This is a genomic window from Tibeticola sediminis (assembly GCF_003843835.1).
Taxonomy (GTDB): domain Bacteria; phylum Pseudomonadota; class Gammaproteobacteria; order Burkholderiales; family Burkholderiaceae_C; genus Tibeticola; species Tibeticola sediminis.
On the sequence record NZ_RKQL01000004.1, the window covers coordinates 123666 to 141672 of the forward strand.

Annotated in this window: 18 protein-coding genes; 11 read left to right on the forward strand and 7 right to left on the reverse strand. The window is 68.4% G+C overall.

Translation table 11 applies throughout. The annotated features are described in order from the left end of the window. Positions 1–48: 48 nt before the first annotated feature. From EDC62_RS09170 to EDC62_RS09180, 3 genes are read right to left on the reverse strand one after another with little or no spacing between them, the layout of a single operon-like run. A complete protein-coding gene (locus tag EDC62_RS09170) occupies positions 49–978 on the reverse strand; it encodes a branched-chain amino acid ABC transporter permease (protein ID WP_124222904.1) in 930 nt (309 codons plus the stop codon). Positions 979–993: 15 nt separating this feature from the next. After that, a complete protein-coding gene (locus EDC62_RS09175) occupies positions 994–1779 on the reverse strand; it encodes an ABC transporter ATP-binding protein (RefSeq protein WP_124223257.1) in 786 nt (261 codons plus the stop codon). 17 nt (positions 1780–1796) lie between these two features. After that, positions 1797–3749, reverse strand: coding sequence for an AMP-dependent synthetase/ligase (locus EDC62_RS09180; protein WP_124222906.1), 1953 nt, complete (start codon positions 3747–3749; stop codon positions 1797–1799). Between the two features lie 209 nt (positions 3750–3958). Between EDC62_RS09180 and EDC62_RS09185 the strand changes: the two genes are divergently transcribed. The 5 genes from EDC62_RS09185 to EDC62_RS09205 all read left to right on the forward strand — a co-directional run bounded on the left by EDC62_RS09185 (position 3959) and on the right by EDC62_RS09205 (position 9489). Further along, positions 3959–4882 (forward strand): LysR family transcriptional regulator, encoded by a 924-nt coding sequence (locus EDC62_RS09185; protein WP_124222908.1) that lies wholly within the window; start codon positions 3959–3961, stop codon positions 4880–4882. Between the two features lie 68 nt (positions 4883–4950). Then, entirely contained in the window at positions 4951–6480 is a 1530-nt protein-coding gene (locus tag EDC62_RS09190; RefSeq protein ID WP_124222910.1) for a glycosyltransferase family 39 protein, read from the forward strand. Between the two features lie 94 nt (positions 6481–6574). Then, positions 6575–7027, forward strand: a complete 453-nt coding sequence (locus EDC62_RS09195) for a DUF2214 family protein (protein WP_124222912.1) — start codon at positions 6575–6577, stop codon at positions 7025–7027. After that, a complete protein-coding gene (locus EDC62_RS09200; RefSeq protein WP_124222914.1) occupies positions 7017–7880 on the forward strand; it encodes a ChbG/HpnK family deacetylase in 864 nt (287 codons plus the stop codon). The genes EDC62_RS09195 and EDC62_RS09200 overlap by 11 nt, the downstream gene beginning before the upstream one ends. Before the next feature lie 25 nt (positions 7881–7905). Continuing rightward, entirely contained in the window at positions 7906–9489 is a 1584-nt protein-coding gene (locus EDC62_RS09205) for an ArnT family glycosyltransferase (RefSeq protein ID WP_124222916.1), read from the forward strand. On the opposite strand, the gene EDC62_RS09210 is transcribed toward EDC62_RS09205, so the two are convergent. Beyond that, positions 9430–9798: a GtrA family protein gene (locus EDC62_RS09210; protein WP_124222918.1), complete on the reverse strand. Its 369-nt coding sequence runs from the start codon at positions 9796–9798 to the stop codon at positions 9430–9432. The two genes, EDC62_RS09205 and EDC62_RS09210, sit on opposite strands and share 60 nt — an antisense overlap. After that, positions 9795–10796, reverse strand: a complete 1002-nt coding sequence (locus tag EDC62_RS09215; RefSeq protein ID WP_124222920.1) for a glycosyltransferase family 2 protein — start codon at positions 10794–10796, stop codon at positions 9795–9797. Before EDC62_RS09215 ends, EDC62_RS09210 begins: the two co-directional genes overlap by 4 nt. A 39-nt stretch (positions 10797–10835) precedes the next feature. On the opposite strand from EDC62_RS09215, the gene EDC62_RS09220 reads away from it, so the two are divergent. The 6 genes from EDC62_RS09220 to mnmE all read left to right on the forward strand — a co-directional run bounded on the left by EDC62_RS09220 (position 10836) and on the right by mnmE (position 16344). Further along, the gene (locus EDC62_RS09220; RefSeq protein WP_124222922.1) at positions 10836–11336 is read left to right on the forward strand and encodes a GNAT family N-acetyltransferase; all 501 of its coding nucleotides are present in this window, start codon (positions 10836–10838) and stop codon (positions 11334–11336) included. Between the two features lie 47 nt (positions 11337–11383). Beyond that, positions 11384–13066, forward strand: coding sequence for an arginine--tRNA ligase (gene argS / locus EDC62_RS09225; protein ID WP_124222924.1), 1683 nt, complete (start codon positions 11384–11386; stop codon positions 13064–13066). Positions 13067–13121: 55 nt separating this feature from the next. Beyond that, complete coding sequence (locus EDC62_RS09230; RefSeq protein ID WP_124222926.1) at positions 13122–13310, forward strand: hypothetical protein; 189 nt, start codon at positions 13122–13124, stop codon at positions 13308–13310. A gap of 4 nt (positions 13311–13314) precedes the next feature. Further along, a complete protein-coding gene (locus EDC62_RS09235; RefSeq protein ID WP_124222928.1) occupies positions 13315–13983 on the forward strand; it encodes an SPOR domain-containing protein in 669 nt (222 codons plus the stop codon). 250 nt (positions 13984–14233) lie between these two features. Continuing rightward, positions 14234–14887 carry a thiol:disulfide interchange protein DsbA/DsbL gene (locus EDC62_RS09240; protein WP_124222931.1) on the forward strand — a complete coding sequence of 218 codons (654 nt, stop codon included), beginning with the start codon at positions 14234–14236 and terminating at the stop codon, positions 14885–14887. Between the two features lie 56 nt (positions 14888–14943). Continuing rightward, positions 14944–16344 carry a tRNA uridine-5-carboxymethylaminomethyl(34) synthesis GTPase MnmE gene (gene mnmE, locus EDC62_RS09245; protein WP_245968824.1) on the forward strand — a complete coding sequence of 467 codons (1401 nt, stop codon included), beginning with the start codon at positions 14944–14946 and terminating at the stop codon, positions 16342–16344. A gap of 25 nt (positions 16345–16369) precedes the next feature. On the opposite strand, the gene EDC62_RS09250 is transcribed toward mnmE, so the two are convergent. Further along, on the reverse strand, positions 16370–17686 hold the full coding sequence (locus EDC62_RS09250; protein ID WP_124222933.1) for a D-amino acid dehydrogenase: 1317 nt from the start codon (positions 17684–17686) through the stop codon (positions 16370–16372). Positions 17687–17797: 111 nt separating this feature from the next. Beyond that, entirely contained in the window at positions 17798–17989 is a 192-nt protein-coding gene (locus EDC62_RS09255; RefSeq protein WP_124222936.1) for a hypothetical protein, read from the reverse strand. Positions 17990–18007: the final 18 nt, after the last annotated feature.

Sequence of the window (18007 nt, forward strand, 5' to 3'; positions counted from 1 at the left end):
TTTTGGGGCTACGACACGTGGCGCTGAACGATCACCGACATGCGGGTTTCACACGCGGTCGATGATTTTTTCGCCGAACAAGCCCTGCGGGCGGAACAGCAGGAACACCAACGCCAGCACATAGGCAAACCAGATCTCGATGCCGCCGCCGACATAGGGGCCGAGATAAACTTCCGAGAGCTTCTCGCCCACGCCGATGATGAGCCCGCCGATGATCGCGCCCGGGACCGAGGTGAGTCCGCCGAGGATGATCACCGGCAGCGCCCGCAGCGCGACCGTCGCCAGTGAGAACTGCACGCCGAGCTTGGAGCCCCAGATCATCCCGGCCACCAGCGCCACGATGCCAGCGACCGACCACACGATGACCCAGATGCGGTTGAGCGGAATGCCGATCGACTGCGCGGCCTGGTGGTCGTCGGCCACGGCCCGCAGCGCCCGGCCGGTGGCGGTCTTCTGGAAAAACAGCGAGAGCGCCACGACGAGTGCGGCCGCGATCAGCGCGGCAATCAGGTCTTCCTTGTTGACGAGGATGCCGCCCTGGTAAACCGATTCGAGCAGGAATACCGGGTCCTTGGGCATGCCGATGTCGATCTGGTAAATGTCGCTGCCAAACAGCGTCTGCCCGAGCCCCTCGATGAAATAGGTGATACCGAGCGTCGCCATCAGCAGCGTCGTGCCCTCTTGGTTCACCAGATGGCGCAGCGCCAGCCGCTCGATGAGCCAGGCCATGGCGAACATGATCACTGCGGCGATGCCAAACGCCAGCAGGTCGCTGAGCGCCTTGTACGGCAGGCCCGTCCAGGCGGGAATCCACTCGGCAAAGCGCGCCATCGCCAACGCGGCAAACAGCACCATCGCGCCCTGGGCGAAGTTGAACACGCCGCTGGCTTTGAAGATCAGCACGAAGCCCAGCGCCACCAGCGAATACAGCATGCCCGACATCAGGCCGCCGAGCAGGGTTTCCAGAAAGAATGCCATCGATCTTCCTCGCGTTCAGTGGGTGGTGCCGAGGTAGGCGCGGATGACCTCCTCGTTGTGACGCACTTCGTCGGGCGTGCCGTCACCGATCTTCTTGCCGTAGTCGAGCACGACCACCCGGTCCGAGATGTCCATCACCACGCCCATGTCGTGCTCGATGAGCACGATGGTGGTGCCGAACTCGTCGTTGACGTCGAGGATGAAGCGGCTCATGTCCTGCTTTTCCTCGACGTTCATGCCCGCCATCGGCTCGTCGAGCAGCAACATCTGTGGCTCCATCGCCAGCGCGCGGCCCAGGTCGACGCGCTTTTGCAGGCCGTAGGGCAACTGGCCCACCGGCGTCTTGCGGTACGCCTGGATTTCGAGAAAGTCGATGATGTGCTCGACGAACTCGCGGTGGCGGATTTCCTCGCGCTCGGCCGGGCCGATGCGCAGCGCCTGCAAGAACAGGTTGCTTTTGATCTTGAGGTTGCGCCCGGTCATGATGTTGTCGATGACGCTCATGCCCTTGAACAGCGCGAGGTTCTGGAAGGTGCGCGCAATGCCCATCTCAGCGACTTGGCGCGAGTTCATGTGGTCGAAGGTCTTGCCCCGAAAGGTGATGGTGCCCTCCGACGGCGTGTAGACGCCGTTGATGCAGTTGAGCATCGAACTCTTGCCCGCGCCGTTGGGACCGATGATGGAGCGGATCTCGTGCTCGCGGACGTTGAAGGAGATGTCGGTCAGCGCCTTGACGCCGCCAAAGCGCAGGCTGATGTTCTGCACATCGAGGATGACGTCGCCGATTTTCTTGCTCATGATGCGTGGGTGCGTGGGTCTCAGGCGGCAGCCTTCACCGGCGCAAAGGTGCGGGTATCGACGATCTTGAGCGTGGCACTGACCTTGCCCGTGCGACCGTCCTCGAACTTCACCGCGGTTTCGATGTATTGCTCGGTCTTGCCGCCGTAGAGCGCGTCGACCAGCGGCTGGTATTTCTCGGCAATGAAGCCGCGGCGGACCTTGTTGGTGCGCGTGAGTTCGCCGTCGTCGGCGTCGAGCTCCTTGTGCAGGATGAGAAAGCGGCTGATCTGGCTGCCCGCGAGCAAGGCGTCTTGCGCGAGGTCGGCGTTGACCTTCTCCACACACTCCTTGACCATTTCATATACCTCGGGTTTTTGCGCGAGGTCGGTGTAGCCGGCGTAGGGCAGGTTGCGGCGCTCGGCCCAGTTGCCCACGGCGTCGAAGTCGATGTTGACCATCACGCAGACCTTCTCGCGCCGGTCGCCGTAGGCGACGACTTCCTTGATCTGCGGGAAGAACTTGAGCTTGTTCTCCACGTACTTGGGCGCGAACATCGCGCCGTCGAAGGCGCCACCCTGCAAGCGGCCCACATCCTTGACGCGGTCGATGATCTTCAAGTGGCCGTGCGCGTCGATGAAGCCCGCGTCGCTGGTGTGGTACCAGCCATCGTTGGTCAGCACCTCGGCGGTGGCTTCGGGGTTCTTGTAGTAGCCCTTGAGCAGACCCGGCGACTTCACCAGGATCTCGCCGTTCTCGGCCACCTTGATCTCCACGCCGCGGCAGGGCACGCCCACGGTGTCGGCGCGCGCCTCGTGGTCGGGCTGCAGACAGACGAACACCGCGGTCTCGGTCGAGCCATAGAGCTGCTTGAGGTTGATACCGATGCTGCGGTAGAACAAAAACAAATCCGGGCCGATCGCCTCACCCGCGGTGTAGGCCACCCGCACACGGCTCATGCCCAGGTTGTTGCGCAAGGGGCCATAGATGACGAAGTCCCCCAGCGCGTAGAGCAGCCGGTCTGCCAGGCCGAGCGGTTTGCCGTCCATGCGGTCGGGCCCCACGCGTCGGGCCACGTCCATGAAACGGTGGAACAGCCAGCGCTTGAAGCGCCCTGCATCTTCCATGCGGATCATCACGTTGGTGAGCAGCCCCTCGAACACCCGCGGCGGCGCGAAGTAGTAGGTTGGGCCGATCTCCTTCATGTCGATCGTGACGGTCGCTGCCGATTCGGGGCAGTTCACCTTGTAGCCGCACACCAGCCACTGCGCATACGAAAAAATGTTCTGGCCGATCCAGGCCATCGGGAGGTAGGCGAGCACGTCCTCCTCGCTCGTGAGGCGGTCGAACTCGGCGCCGGCCTGGGCCCGGTCGATCAGGGTCGCATGCGTGTGCACCACGCCCTTGGGGTTCCCGGTCGTGCCGGAAGTGAAGAACATCGCCGCCACGTCCTCGGGCCGCCCTTGCTCGACTTGTTCTTCGAAGAAATCGGGATGCTGCGCGGCATGAACCTGCCCAGCGGCGAGCAGTTCGTCGATCGAGCCGAGCCCGTCCTCGACATAGTTGCGCAGGCCCCGCGGATCGTCGTAGTAAATGTGCGTCAGGCCCGGCACGCGCTCGCGGACCTCGAGCATCTTGTCGACCTGCTCCTGGTCTTCGACGATGGCAAAGCGGATTTCGGCGTTGGTGAGCGGAAAGACGAATTCGGCAGCCACGGCATCCTGATACAGCGGCACCGGAATCGCACCGAGCGACTGGGCCGCGATCATCGCGGCGTAGAGACGCGGCCGGTTCGATCCGACGATGGCCACATGTTCGCCACGCGTCAGCCCAGCCTGGTGCAAACCGCAGGCCATCTGCGTCACGAGCCGCCGCAGCTCGGCCCAGCTGAAGGTTTGCCAGATGCCGTAGGCTTTCTCGCGCATGGCCGTGGCCTCGGGCCGCTCGGCGGCATGCTTCAGCAGCAGTCGGGGAAAGGTGCTCAACGAGGGCATGGACGATCCGTGTCGGTTGACTTCGAGACCGCACTCTAGGCCGCCCTTTGACGTTTTTTTGTCTTTTCGACGACAAAGTAAGGGTCAGCCCCGAGGGGGGTTTCCCTAGGGCAACGCGAAATCAGGTCCCGTGGCGACGCGCAAGCGACGGCGCAGTCGCGGGCGCGGGCGCACGAAAGACGGCTTCGGGGCCGCGATAATCCGTCCCGATGGACAAACTGCGCGCGTTCGAAACCTTCGTCGCCGTGGCCACGCGCGGGAGCCTGAGCGCAGCGGCGCGTGCCGAGGGCGTGGCGCCGGCCATCATCGGGCGGCGGCTCGACGCGCTGGAAGCGCACCTCGGCGTGAAGCTGCTGGTGCGCACCACGCGGCGCATCACGCTCACGCACGAAGGCAGCGCGTTTCTCGAAGACTGCCAGCGCCTGCTCGCCGACGTGGCCAATGCCGAGGCGAGCGTGTCGGCTGGCGGCGTCAAAGCCAGCGGCCACCTGCGCATCACGGCGCCTGCGGGCTTCGGGCGGCGGCATGTGGCGCCTCTGGTGCCGCGTTTTCGCGACCTGCACCCGGAGGTGACGATCTCGCTCAACCTCTCCGACCGGGTGGTCGATCTCGCCGCCGAAGGCTACGACTGCGCGGTGCGCGTGGGCGACCTGCCCGACTCGTCTCTGGTGAGCGTGCGCCTGGCCGACAACCGACGCCGCTGCGTGGCCGCGCCGCGCTACCTGCGCCAGCACGGCGTGCCGCGGCATCCCTCAGAGCTGGCGCGCTTCGATTGCCTCACGCTCTCGAGCGACGCCTCGCAGACCCGCGGCTGGGCCTTCACCGTGCCGCGCGAGGACGACAGCCGCGAAGTCGTGCACTTCAAGCCCAGCGGCCCGCTCGACTGCTCCGACGGCCAGGTGCTGCACGACTGGTGCCTGGCCGGCTATGGCATCGCCTGGCGCAGCACCTGGGAAGTCGACGCCGAAATCCAGGCCGGCCTGCTCGAGCCCGTGCTCGAAGACTACAGCGCCCCGCCCAACGGCATCTACGTCATGTTCCCGCAGCGCAAGCACCTGCCGCTGCGCCTGCGCCTGTGGATCGACTGGCTGCGCCACCACTACGCGCAGCCTGACTTTTTCACACGCGGGTAAGCGCATGCTGCTAGCATCGCGCGGTTTCATCTTGTGACAACCGTGTACGCATCGTGTCGGAACCGTCCATGACACCCCGTGCGGGCGCCGCCCTGCCGCCCGCACGGCCGCTTGCCTGGCCGCGCGCCGATGGGCACACAACGCGCCCCTGGCTGTGGGCGCTGGCGCTCGCCACCTGGGCCGCGACCTGGCTGGCGCTGCGCGCCTATGTGGCGGAAACCCCGCCCTACGACAACCTCGAACAACTGAGCTGGCTGCGCTCACTGGAGTGGGGCTACTACAAGCACCCGCCGCTGCCGACCTGGCTCGCCTGGGCTGCGGTGCAGGTCTTTGGCCCCTCGGCCGCGCTGACCTATGTGCTGGGCGCAGCCCTCACGCTGGTGGCGCTGAGCTTCCTGGCCGCGATGGTTCGGGAGGCGCTGGGCCCGCGCAGCGCGCAGGTGGCGGTGGCGGCGGCGCTCTGCATGGCCTTCTACAGTCAGCGGCTGCACTACTACAACCACAACACCTTGCTCATGCTGTGGGTGGCGGTGAGCGCCTGGCTGAGCTGGCGGCTGCTGCACCGGCCGCGCTTGAGCGACTGGGCGCTGCTGGGGCTGGTCGCGGGGCTGGGTCTGCTCACCAAATACCAGTATGTGCTGGCCGCCGCCTGCGTGGGCTGGCTGTTTCTCGCGCTGGAGATGTGGCGCTCGCCGCTGCACCGCGTGGGCGCGGCGCTGGCGGCTGGCGTCGCGCTGCTGGTGGTGTCGCCGCACCTGTGGTGGCTGGCGCAGGCGGCGCACACCCCGCTGGACTATGCGCGCGACGTGGCCTTTGCCGCCAACACGGGCGGCCTCGCACGCGCTGCCGCGGTCGCCCGCTGGGCGGCGGACTGGGGCCTCAACCGCGCGCTGCCGGCCTGGCTGTTCCTGCTGGCGCTGGCGGTGTTCTCCCGCAGCCGCCCGGACACCGCAGCGCATGCGCAGGAGCGCACCGTGGGGAGCGCCGCGCCGCCGCCGCCGGTTGCGACGCGCGTGTTCCTTTACAGCTGGGCGCTGCTGCCGCCGCTGGTCATGCTCGCGCTCGGCCTCGTAGGGGGCGCGCAGCTACAGACGCAGTGGGCGGCGGGCTTTGCCTTCCTCGCCCCGCCCGCAGTGCTGCTGGCGCTGCGCCTCGACGAGAACCGGCTGCGGCGCCCACGGGTCGGCCGCGCTGCCGTGGCCGCCTTCGTGCTGGTGCAGGCGCTGCTGATGGCCCACACCTGGGACCGTTCGCCGCGCGGCCTGCACCCCTTCGGGCCCGAGCACTGGTGCCGCTTCCCCGCCGAGGCGCTGGCCGCTGAACTGCGCGCGCAGGCCCTGCCCGCGCTCGGTGGGCGGGTCCGTCTCATCAGCGGGCCGGCCGCCCCGATGCAGGCACTGGCGCTGCACCTGCCGGGTTGGCCGCGCGTGCTGATCGAGCGTAATCCCGCGCTCAGCCCCTGGGTTGCGCCCGGCGAGCTGGCGGACACGCCGGTGCTCGAGCTCTGGCCGCCGGGCCAAGGGCCGCACGACCTGCCGCGCACCTCGCAGGGCTGGGGCTGGCAGATCGTCGGGCCGGTGGATGCGCCGCTGCCCTGAGAAGCTGAAAAAAGGTGCTCGAACCCTGCGCGCTCGGTTCATCAAGCCCACTGGGGGCTGCGCGCCCCGCCCGACCCGCGCTAAGCTCGCCACCATGACGCTCGAAGCCCTGCTCGCTTACGCGCATCTGCTCGCCATCCTCGCACTCGTGGTGTTCCTCAGCAGCGAGGCCGCGCTGTGCCGCGCCGAATGGCTCAACGCGGCGGTGGTGCGACGCCTGGTGCGGGTGGATGTGATCTACGGTCTCTCTGCTTTGCTGGTGCTCGCCACCGGGCTGCTGCGCGTCTACTTCGGCGTCAAAGGCAGCGCCTGGTACTGGGCCAACCCGCTGCTGCACGTCAAGCTCGGTCTGTTCCTGGTGATGGCGGGGCTGTCCCTGCCGCCGACGCTCGCCTTCCGCCGCTGGCGCCGCGCGCTTGATGCCGAAGGCACACTGCCCGCTGCGAACGAGGTCGCCCGCGTGCGCCGGCTCGTGATGATTCAGGCCCATCTGATGCCGCTCATTCCGCTGGCGGCGGTGTTCCTGGCGCGTGGTTATGGGCATTGAGTCCTCCCCACGCCGGGTCGTGCTGTGCGCGGACGACTATGCGTTGAGCGCCAGCGTCTCGCGCGGCATCGAAGCGCTCGCGGCCCAGGGGCGGCTCAGCGCGACGAGCGTGATGGTGCTCGCCCCGCGCTGGCCGCAGGACGCCGCCCGGCTGCGTGCCTGCGTGGCGGATCGTGCCATCGACGTCGGCCTGCATCTGGACTGGACCAGCCCCTACGCCCGCGCGGCCGGGCATGGCGTGTCGCTGCCCGTGGCGATGCTGCGCGCGGTTTTGGGCGCTTACGATCCGCGGACGGCGCGTGCCGTGATCGAACGCCAACTCGACGCCTTCGAGGCGCACTGGGGCGCGCCGCCCGACCATGTGGACGGTCACCAGCACGTGCAGCAGTTCGCGGGCATCGCCGAGGCACTGGTCGAGGTGCTGTCCCGACGCTACGGCGCGCGCCCACCGTGGCTGCGCATTTCCGAAGCACCTGCGCCGCTGCGCGACGCCAAGAGCCGCGTGATTGCCGCCCTCGGCGCGGCGCGGCTGCGGTGCCGTGCCCGCGAAGCCGGTCTGCCCTTCCGGCCCTGGCTCATCGGCATTTCGGATTTCGCGGCGGACGCCACACCATTTGGCGCGCGCTTGGCGCACGGACTCGCCCACGTGCCCGACGGCAGCGTCTGCATGTGCCACCCGGGCAGCCCCGAACACCCGCACGACCCACTGGACGGCATCGCCCGGGCGCGCGAGGCCGAATACGCCTGGCTCAGCGGACCCGCGTTCCCGGAGACGCTCGCGCGCCTGGGCGTGCAGCTGGTTCGGGGGCGGGCGTGTGAGGACGCGCGAGGGGCGGGTTCCGCGTTGCCCTGATCGGCAGCCCGTACACTCGCGCGCCATGACGGATCAAAGGTTGGAGCGCCGCCGAACGGGGTGGCTGCTGGCGGGGCTTTGGGGGCTGTTGCTGGTGTTGGCGGCGCTGCGGCCGCTGGCTGTGCCCGATGAGGGGCGCTATGCCGAGGTGGGACGCTGGATGCTGCAGAGCGGCGACTGGCTCACGCCGCGGCTCAATGGCCTGCCGTTTTTCCACAAGCCGCCGCTGCTGCATTGGCTGCAGGCAGCGAGCATGGCCGTGTTCGGCGAGAACGCCTGGGCCGCGCGCCTGGTGCCCGCGCTGCACGCCGGGCTGATGCTGTTGGGCGTGTACCTGGCGTCGCGCGCGCTCGCGCCAGCGCTGGCACCGAAGGCCAGCGCCGAGGCGTTCGCGCGCCGCGCCGCGCTGATGTTCGGCACCAGCCTGGCCTTTCTGCTCGGCGGGCAGTATGTGAACCACGACATGCTGGTGGCGGCGTGGATCGCCACGGCGATCTGGTTGTTCGCGTTCGCGTTTCTGCACGGCGAGCGCCCGCATGCGGGACTGGCGCGGCTGGGCTTCGTCGCCTGTGCGCTCGGCGTGCTCGGGAAGGGGCTGATCGGCGTGGTGCTGCCGGGGGGCGTCATTTTCTTCTGGCTGCTCGCGACCGGGCAGTGGCGCAAGATGCCGCGCTTGCCTTGGTTCAGCGGCCTCGCGTTGTTCGCGCTGGTGGCCGTGCCGTGGTTCGTGCTGGAGCAACGCCTCTATCCGGGCTTGTTCGATTACCTGTTTGGCGACCAGCAGTTCCGCCGATACACCGCCGGCGGCTTCAACAACGCGCATCCGTGGTGGTTCTACGGCGTGGCGCTGCTTGCCCTCTTTTTTCCCTGGCTGTTTTGGGTGTTTTTTGCGGCGAAGCCCGGCGTGAAATCGTCATCTGTTGCTACGGAAAACAAAGCGTTTCAGATCTGGCTGCTGTGCCTGATCTGGGTCGGTTTGATCGTCGGTTTCTTCTCCATCCCACGCTCCAAGCTGGTCGGCTATGTGCTGCCCGTGCTGTCGCCGCTCGCGCTGCTGGCGGCGCTGGGTTGGGAGCGGATGTTTGGCGCGCGCGCTGGCGCGCCCCGGCTGCTTGCCGCGCTCTGCCTCGCGGCGGTCGCACTCGCCGCGGTGCTCGAGCCGCTGTCGACGCGCCTCACCCGCGACAAGCGCGCATACGACCTGGCCCAGACGCTGGCCTGCGCCGCGAGTCCCGAGGACACGGTCTACGTGCTGGGCGGCTACCCCTACGACCTGCCGTTCTACGTGCGCACGCCCAAACCGTTCGTGGTGCTGCAGGACTGGCCCGCGCTGCGCCGCACCGCGGGCGACAACTGGGCGCGTGAGCTGTTCGAGGCCGGGGATTTCGAGCCCGCCACGGCCGCGCAGGTGCTGCAAAGCCCCGAGGTGCTGCCCGACGCTGCCCGCCGACCCGGACAGTGGCTGCTGGTGCCGCATGACCACCCCGACGGCGACTGGAAGCACGGCTGGGTGCTGGTGCAGCGCGGCCGCGCCTGGTCGCTGTACCGCTCAGCGCCGGAACGCCCAGTAGCGGCTGAGCACGAAAGTCTGCGCGGCTGCCACCGTTAACGCGACGAACAGCGCGGCCAGGCCCGGCCAGCCTAGGCCGCGCAGCAGCGCGATGAACACCAGTTCGTTGGTCGCAAAGCCCGCCAGGGCCGTGGCCAGAAAGCGCCTGAAGCTCTGCGCCACGGTGGTGCCCGCATCCGAAAAGCTCAGCAGCCGGTGGCCGGCAAAACTCACGAAGAAGGCCACGGCAAATCCCAGCGCGTTCGCAAGCTCCGGCCACAGGTGCGGCTGCGCCCAGGCGAACACGCCCATGTGCGTGAGCGCTGCGGCCACGCCCACCAGCAGGAACCAGACGAGGCTGCGCTTCACGACCCGAGCGGTGCTTGCGCCGAGGCCCGGCCGGCCGGCTCCGCGGCCAACCCCGTGCCGGTCTGCTCACGCACCAGGTAATTGGGCCGCTGCTTGACCTCGTCGTAAATCCGGCCGACGTACTCGGCCAGCACCCCGATCGAGAACAGCTGCACCCCGCTGAAAAACATCAGCGCGACGACGAGCGTCGCATAGCCCGGCACCCGGATGCCCCAGGCGAAATACTCGACCACCACCCAGCCGCCGTAGCCCAGCGCCAGCAGCGACAGCACCAGCCCCGCGAGCGTGAGCACGCGCAGCGGCGCCGTGGAAAACGCGAGCATGCCCGTGAGCGCCAAGGCAAACGAGCCGCGCAGCCCGAAATGACTGCTGCCCGTCGCGCGCGGCAGCGGCTCGTAGTCGATCGCCGTGCTCTGAAAACCCACCCAGGCATAGAGCCCCTTCATGAAGCGGTTGCGCTCGGGCAGGCGCTTGAGCGCCTCGACCACCCTTCGATCCATGAGGCGAAAGTCGCCCGCATGGGGAGGAATGTGCACGCGGCTGCCCCAGTTGATGAGCCGGTAGAACACGTCTGTGAGGCCCGCGTGCAACCGCGTCTGGTCCTCGCGCGTGCGCCGCACGGCGTACACCACGTCACTGCCCTCGCGCCACTTGGCGAGCATCTCGGCCAGCAGCGCCGGCGGATGCTGCCCGTCGGCGTCGATCAAGGCCACCACCTCGCCCTGCGCTGCATCCAGCCCGGCAGTCAGCGCGGCTTCCTTGCCAAAGTTGCGCGAGAGCTGCACGAACACCAGCTCCGCATGCTGCGCGCACAGCGCACGCGCCACCGCCGCCGTGTCGTCGCGGCTGCCGTCGTCCACCACGATCAGCTCCACCTGCGGGCTCAGCGCGCGCAGCGCCTGCAGCACCTGCGGCACCACACGCGGCAGGTTCGCCGCCTCGTTGTAGGCGGGCATGACGCAGGAAATCGACGGGGCGAGGGTGCGCGGCGCAGACATGGCGCGCATCATGCCAAAAAGCAGCGACACTCCGCACCCATGACCACGTCCTCGACCCCTGCGCTGCGCATTCTTCGCGCCGACTATGCCAACCCCACCCACGCGCGCGACCTGCTGAGCCTGCTCGACGCCTACGCCCGCGACCCGGCTGGTGGCGGCATGCCGCTGTCGGCCTATGCCCGCGAACACCTGGTACGCGCGCTGGCCGCGCGGGCCGATGCCTTCAGCGTCCTCGCCTACGACGGTGACGCCCCGGTGGGCCTGGTCAATGCCTTCGAGGGATTCTCCACCTTCGCCGCGCGGCCGCTGGTGAATGTGCACGACGTGGTGGTGCTTGCCAGCCACCGCGGGCAGCGCATCGGCGAGCGCATGCTCGAAGCCGTCGAGCGCATCGCCCGCGAGCGCGGCGCCTGCAAGCTCACGCTCGAAGTGCTCAGCGGCAACCAGGCAGCGCGCCGGCTCTACGCCCGCGTGGGCTTTGCGCCCTACGCGCTCGACCCCGCCCTGGGCACGGCAGAGTTTCTGCAGAAGAAGTTGTAGAGCAACGCCGCAGGCCCCGCGCGGGGCGCGCCTCGTAAAATCCGCCGATGCTTTCCGTCAAACAAGAACTGCTCGCGGCGCTCTCGCGCGAGCTCGAGGTGCTTGCGCCCGGCGCCGCTGCGCGTGCGGCTTTCGAGCTGCCCAAGGTGGCCGCTCACGGCGACCTCGCCTGCACGGCGGCCATGCAACTGGCCAAACCGCTCAAACGCAACCCGCGTGAGCTCGGTGAGGCGCTGCGCGAACGGCTGCTCGCCACGCCCGAATTTGCGCATTGGGTGCAGGCGGTGGAAATCGCCGGCCCCGGCTTCATCAACATTCGCTTGAAGCCTGAGGCCAAGCAACAAGTGGTTCGCGAAGTGCTCGACGCGGGTGCCGCCTTCGGCCAGCGGCCGGCGCGGGGTCAGCGGGTGCTGGTGGAATTCGTCTCGGCGAATCCGACCGGCCCCTTGCACGTGGGCCACGGCCGCCAGGCCGCGCTGGGCGACGCCATCTGCAACCTGCTGCAGACGCAGGGCTGGGATGTGTGGCGCGAGTTTTATTACAACGACGCCGGCGTGCAGATCCAGACGCTCGCGCGCTCGGTGCAGCTGCGCGCCATGGGCTACAAGCCCGGCGACCCCGAGTGGCCCGAGGCGGCCTACAACGGCGACTACATTGCCGACATTGCCGCCGACTTCCTCGCACGTAAGACCGTCCATGCCGACGACCGCAGCTTCACTGCCAGTGGCGACGTTGAGGACCTCGAGGGCATCCGCCAGTTCGCCGTGGCCTACCTGCGGCACGAGCAGGACCTGGACCTGAAGGCCTTCGACGTGCGCTTCGACCAGTACTACTTGGAGAGCAGCCTCTACACCAGCGGCCGGGTGGAGCAGACGGTTCAACGCCTGATCGCGTCGGGCAAGACCTACGAAGCCGACGGCGCGTTGTGGCTGAAAACCACCGAATACGGGGACGACAAAGACCGCGTGATGCGCAAGTCCGACGGCAGCTACACCTATTTCGTGCCCGACGTGGCCTACCACGTCACGAAATGGGAGCGGGGCTTTCACCGCGTGGTCAACATCCAGGGCACGGACCACCACGGCACCATCGCCCGCGTGCGCGCTGGCCTGCAAGCGCTCGGGATCGGCATCCCGCCGGGCTACCCCGACTATGTGCTGCACACCATGGTGCGGGTCGTGCGCGGCGGGGAAGAGGTGAAGATCTCCAAGCGCGCGGGTTCCTATGTGACGCTGCGCGACTTGATCGAGTGGACCTCGAAGGACGCGGTGCGCTTCTTCCTGCTCAGCCGCAAACCCGACACCGAATACACCTTCGATGTCGATCTGGCGGTGCAGAAAAACAACGACAACCCCGTCTATTACGTCCAATACGCCCACGCCCGCATCCACTCGGTGCTGGCGGCCTGGCGCGAGCAGGGCGGCGACCCCGCCACCCTGGCGCAGGTCGACCTCAGCGCGCTCGACACGCCCGCGGCGCAGGCCTTGATGCTGCAACTGGCCAAATACCCCGACGTTCTCACCGCAGCGGCCGAGGGCTACGCGCCGCACGACGTGGCGTTTTATCTGCGCGAGCTCGCCGCGAGCTACCACAGCTACTACGACGCCGAGCGCATCCTGGTCGACGATGCACGTGTGCGCAACGCACGCGTCGCGCTGGTCGCCGCGACAGCGCAGGTCCTGCACAATGGCCTGGCGGTGCTGGGCGTGTCGGCCCCGACGCGGATGTGAGGGCAATCATCCTAAATCCGGCAGTTGACCGCTTTGATCTGAATACAAGATGTTGATGTTTCAACCGTTTTTCGTGCAAAAGCCGTTCACCGCTTGGGTGAGCGCTGCGCACCCGTTCGAGCCGCCCTCGGGCCCGGGGGCGGCGTTGCAAATCCTCGCCATGGCAGCCGCCATGGCTGTGGTTTGCGCCTTGCCCGCGCGCCCGATGACGGCCCGCCCGGCCGCGCCCAACTACCGGATTTAGGATCATGATCGTGACGCAGCGTGGCGGAACCGTTTTGGGATTCATCGTCGGCGTGGTCGTCGGCCTTGGGCTGGCGCTGGCCGTCGCCGTGTACGTGATGCGCGTGCCCGTGCCGTTCGTCGATCGGGGCGTGGTCCGTAAAGCCGAGCCCGAGCCGCCCAAGGCGCCCAACTGGAACCCCAACGCGCCGCTGGCCGGGCGCGCCGGAGCCATCACGCCGGCGGCACCAGCCTCGGCTGCGGATCCCTCCCAAGCGTCGCCCGCGCCCGCTGCCGCGCCGGTCACCCCACCAGCCGCGCCGCCCGCAGCCGAGGCAGCCGCCAGGAAAGACAAGGAAACGACGCCGCGCGAGAGCGCGAGCCCGCCCGCCGCCAAGCCCGCCCCCGGCGGAGATCCGATTGGCGAGCTTGCTCGCGAGCGGGGTGCTGCTGCCGAGCCTTTCAGCTATTTCGTGCAGGCCGGCGCCTTCCGCTCGGCCGAGGAAGCCGAAGCCCAGCGCGCGAAACTGGGTCTGCAAGGCATCGAAGCCAAAGTGAGTGAACGCGAACAGGCTGGCCGCACCGTCTACCGGGTGCGCGTGGGCCCCTTCGACACGCGCGACGCCGCCGAACGCCTGAAGCAACGCCTGGACGCGGGCGGCTTCGACGCCGCCATCGTGCGCGTGCAACGCTAAGGCGATGCTGAATCAGTTCCTGCGAGGGCGCGCGCCCGGCTGCGGGATGGGATGCGAGGCGCAAACCGCAGCCATAGCCCAAGCTATGGCGAGGATTTGCAACGACGCAGACCGCCCGCAGCTGGGATGCGCGACGCGCGGGCGGCTTGTTCAGCGTTGCCCTAAGGCGGAACCGAAGGCCCCGCGCGAGGATCTACCGCCGGGTAGGCCCGACCGACCCCGAACCCAACCAACGCCAGGAGATTGATTGATGAACCGCCGACTCTGTGTGCTCCGCCTGGGCTCCGCGCTGCTGACCGTACCGACCTGGCAAGCCTGGGCGCAGGGCAGCGCACCCACCGGCTTGCGTGAAGGCAAGGACTACTTGGCCCTGCGCACGCCCGCGCCCACCGACGTGCCCGCAGGCAAAGTCGAGGTGCTGGAATTCTTCTCCTACAACTGCCCGCATTGCGCCGCGCTCGAGCCGAGCCTCGAGGCCTGGTCTAAGAAACTGCCGGCAGACGCCGTGCTGCGCCGCGTTCCGGTGCCGTTCATCGGCGACGCCGAGGTCAAGCAGCGCCTGTATTACACGCTCGAAGCCATGGGCAAGCTCGGTGAGCTGCATGGCAAGGTGTTCGACGCGATCCACCGGCAGCGCATCAACCTCTCGGGCGAGAAGGCGACCCTGGACTGGCTCGCCAAGCAGGGCGTGGACACAGCCAAGTACAGCGAAATCGCCAAGTCGTTCTCGATCGCGGGCAAGCTGCGCCGCGCCACGCAGCTCACCGACGCCTACCGTGTCGAAGGCGTGCCCGCGTTCGGCGTCGGCGGGCGCTACTACACGGACGGAACGCTGGCAGGCAGTCTGGAGCGCGCGCTGCAGGTGGTGGACGCGCTGATCGTGGTCGCACGTAAGCCGGCGTGAGCGTGGAGCCGCTGTCGGCCTCGCAGGGGCGTGGGTCCCTCGCGGCCGATCCGATCGTGGCGATCGCAACCGCCCCGGGACGCGGCGCGGTCGGCATCGTTCGGGTTTCGGGCCCGGCGCTGGCTGGCCTGGCCGAACGGCTCTGCGGCCGCCGCCTCGAGCCGCGCGTGGCGACCTACACCGCGTTTCGCGACGCCGCGGGCGGCATCATCGACCAGGGACTCGCGCTGTACTTCGCAGCGCCGCACTCCTACACCGGCGAAGACGTGCTCGAACTGCAAGCACATGGGGGGCCGGTGGTGCTGCAGTTGCTGTTGGCGCGTTGCCTCGAAGCCGCCGCCGAGATCGACCCCGCCACGGGCGCGCCGCGCTTGCCTCGGCTGCGGCTCGCGCGGCCGGGCGAATTCACCCAACGCGCGTTTCTCAATGACAAGCTCGACCTCGCGCAGGCGGAGGCGGTCGCAGACCTGATCGACGCCAGCACCGAGGCGGCTGCGCGTTTGGCGGCGCGCTCGCTCGCCGGCGTGTTTTCGGCCGAGATCGAGCGCCTACGCGAAGCGCTGGTGCAACTGCGCATGCTGGTCGAGGCCACGCTCGACTTTCCGGAAGAGGAGGTCGACTTCCTCGAACAAGCCGATGCCGCCGGGCAGCTCGAAGCGCTGCAGGCCGGTGTCGACGCGGTGCTGCGCAGCGCGCGCCAGGGCGCTCTGCTGCGCGAAGGCATCAAGGTCGTCATTGCTGGACAGCCCAATGCCGGCAAAAGCTCCCTGCTCAACGCGCTGGCCGGGGCCGAGCTCGCCATCGTGACGCCCGTGGCCGGGACGACCCGCGACGTGGTGCAGCAGACGATCCAGATCGAAGGGGTACCGCTGCATGTGCTCGACACCGCTGGCTTGCGAGACAGCGAGGACGAGGTCGAACGCATCGGCATCGAGCGCGCGTGGAGCCACATCGAAAACGCCGACGCGGTGCTGTTCCTGCACGACCTCACGCGCCTCGGTGCTCCTGAATATGAAGCGGAAGAAGACCGGATCACGCGGGCGCTGAGCCAAAAACTCGGTCCAAACGTGCCTGTGATCGATGTCTGGAACAAGCGCGACGCCTGGCCCGACGCCCACGCGCTGCCGGGCCCCGCCGACGCGCACGATGCGCTCGTGCTCTCCGCGCGCACCGGCGAGGGGCTGCAGCGCCTGCGCGAGCGGTTGCTCCAAGTCGCGGGCTGGCAAAGCGGCCAGGAGGGCCTCTACCTCGCGCGCGAGCGCCACGTGCAAGCCCTGCGGCAGGTCCAAGCCCAGCTCGACCACGCCCGTGCCCTGCTGCAAGCCCCCATGCCCAGCCTCGAACTGCTGGCCGAGGAGCTGCGCCTGGCCCAAAACGCACTCAACGAAATCACCGGCGCCTTCGGCGCCGACGACTTGCTGGGGGTCATCTTCAGCCGCTTTTGCATTGGCAAGTGAGCGGCGCAGGCCGGTCGACCACTGCTCAGGAGGTCAAGGGCCGCGGGGTGACTGCGGCAGCGGTGGAAGCCGCGTCGCCCAGAAAGCCAAAATCCAGCGCCGGCCGCTCGCCGCTGATCAGTTCGGCCAGGGCCTTGCCCGAGCCTGCGCCGTGCGTCCAGCCCAGCGTGCCGTGGCCGGCGTTGACCCACAACCGCTCCACGCGCGTGCGGCCGATGAACGGGATGTTGGTCGGGGTGGCCGGGCGCAGGCCGGCCCAGTAGTTGGGCTCCGAGAGGTCGCACACGCCGGGGAAGATCTGCTCGACCCGGCGCGCGAGCATCGCGCAGCGCGCCTGCGACAAGGGACTGTCGATCGAAGCATCCCAGCCACCGACCTCGATGGTGCCGGCGATGCGCAGCGTATCGCCGAGCCGGCTCATCGCGCACTTGACGCTGTCGTCGAGCAGGCTCACGGTGGGTGCCGCCTCGGGCCGCTTCAAGCGGAAGGTGGCGCTGTAGCCCTTGCCCGGGTAGATCGGCAGGCGCACGCCCACCTGGCGCAGCAGCGGGGCGCTGAAGCTGCCGCAAGCCACCACCGTGGCGTCGGCCTGCAGCGTGCGGCGCCCGCCGCCGAGCGTGTCGCGCAGATGCACGCGGGCCAGCGCGCCGCCCTCGGTCTCGAGGCGCTCGACCGCGTGCTGCCACAGGAACTGCGCGCCACGCTCCGCGCAGCGGCACGCCAAAGCCTGGGTAAACAGCCGCGCGTCGCCGGATTCGTCGCTGGGCGTGTACGTGCCGCCGACGATCGGTTCCTGGCTGTACGCCAGCGCGGGCTCGATGGCGAGCAGTTCCTCGCGGCCCACCACCCGGCGCGCGACGCCGTAGCGCTGCATCAGCTCCGCGGCGCGTGCCGCGGCTTCGAAGGCGCGGGCATCGGTGTAGTAGTGCGCGATGCCACGTTCGAGCCGGTGGTATTCGATGCCGGTGCGGCGCACCAGATCTTTGAGCGCCGCGTGGCTGTAAGCGCCGAGCGCGACGAGCTGGCGCACATTGCGCTCGAAGGCCGCGTCGTTGCATTGGGCGAGGAAGCGCAGGCCCCAGGCCCATTGCGCGGGGTCCAGCGTGGGGCGGAACAGCAGCGGCGCCTCCTTACTGAACATCCATCGGAGCGCCTTGAGCGGCGCCTCGCGGTTGGCCCAGGGCTCGCAGTAGCTGACCGAGATCTGGCCAGCGTTGGCAAAGCTCGTCTCCAGCGCGGCGTCGGGCTGGCGGTCGACGACGATGACCTCGTGCCCGCGCTCGAGCAAATGCCAGGCGGTACTCACGCCAATGATGCCCGCGCCGAGGATGAGGACCTTCATGACTCTGCTCCAAAGAAAAGCGAAATGCGATGGACCGCAGTGTCGGCCTCGACCTCGCCTTTGAAAAGCGGGATTCAAGTATCTGCAGGCGGATTAGATTGGCTGATAATCCTAAATCCGGCAGTTGGGCGCGCCTGGGCGGGTCGTCATCGGGCGCGCGGGCAAGGCGCAAACCGCAGACATGGCGGGTGCCATGGCGAGGATTTGCAACGCCGCCCCCGCGCCCGAGGGCGGCTCGAACGGGTGCGCAGCGCTCACCCAAACGCTGAACGGCCTGCGCACCGAAAATAGTTGAGACGCCAACACCTTGCATTCAGCGAA

Bases quoted from the DNA above. Each gene is read 5' to 3' on its own strand.
- EDC62_RS09170 (WP_124222904.1), bottom strand. From the start codon at position 978: ATGGCATTCTTTCTGGAAACCCTGCTCGGCGGCCTGATGTCGGGCATG.
- EDC62_RS09180 (WP_124222906.1), bottom strand. From the start codon at position 3,749: ATGCCCTCGTTGAGCACCTTTCCCCGACTGCTGCTGAAGCATGCCGCC.
- EDC62_RS09185 (WP_124222908.1), top strand. From the start codon at position 3,959: ATGGACAAACTGCGCGCGTTCGAAACCTTCGTCGCCGTGGCCACGCGC.
- EDC62_RS09190 (WP_124222910.1), top strand. From the start codon at position 4,951: ATGACACCCCGTGCGGGCGCCGCCCTGCCGCCCGCACGGCCGCTTGCC.
- EDC62_RS09195 (WP_124222912.1), top strand. From the start codon at position 6,575: ATGACGCTCGAAGCCCTGCTCGCTTACGCGCATCTGCTCGCCATCCTC.
- EDC62_RS09200 (WP_124222914.1), top strand. From the start codon at position 7,017: ATGGGCATTGAGTCCTCCCCACGCCGGGTCGTGCTGTGCGCGGACGAC.
- EDC62_RS09205 (WP_124222916.1), top strand. From the start codon at position 7,906: ATGACGGATCAAAGGTTGGAGCGCCGCCGAACGGGGTGGCTGCTGGCG.
- EDC62_RS09215 (WP_124222920.1), bottom strand. From the start codon at position 10,796: ATGTCTGCGCCGCGCACCCTCGCCCCGTCGATTTCCTGCGTCATGCCC.
- EDC62_RS09220 (WP_124222922.1), top strand. From the start codon at position 10,836: ATGACCACGTCCTCGACCCCTGCGCTGCGCATTCTTCGCGCCGACTAT.
- argS (WP_124222924.1), top strand. From the start codon at position 11,384: ATGCTTTCCGTCAAACAAGAACTGCTCGCGGCGCTCTCGCGCGAGCTC.
- EDC62_RS09230 (WP_124222926.1), top strand. From the start codon at position 13,122: ATGTTTCAACCGTTTTTCGTGCAAAAGCCGTTCACCGCTTGGGTGAGC.
- EDC62_RS09235 (WP_124222928.1), top strand. From the start codon at position 13,315: ATGATCGTGACGCAGCGTGGCGGAACCGTTTTGGGATTCATCGTCGGC.
- EDC62_RS09240 (WP_124222931.1), top strand. From the start codon at position 14,234: ATGAACCGCCGACTCTGTGTGCTCCGCCTGGGCTCCGCGCTGCTGACC.
- EDC62_RS09250 (WP_124222933.1), bottom strand. From the start codon at position 17,686: ATGAAGGTCCTCATCCTCGGCGCGGGCATCATTGGCGTGAGTACCGCC.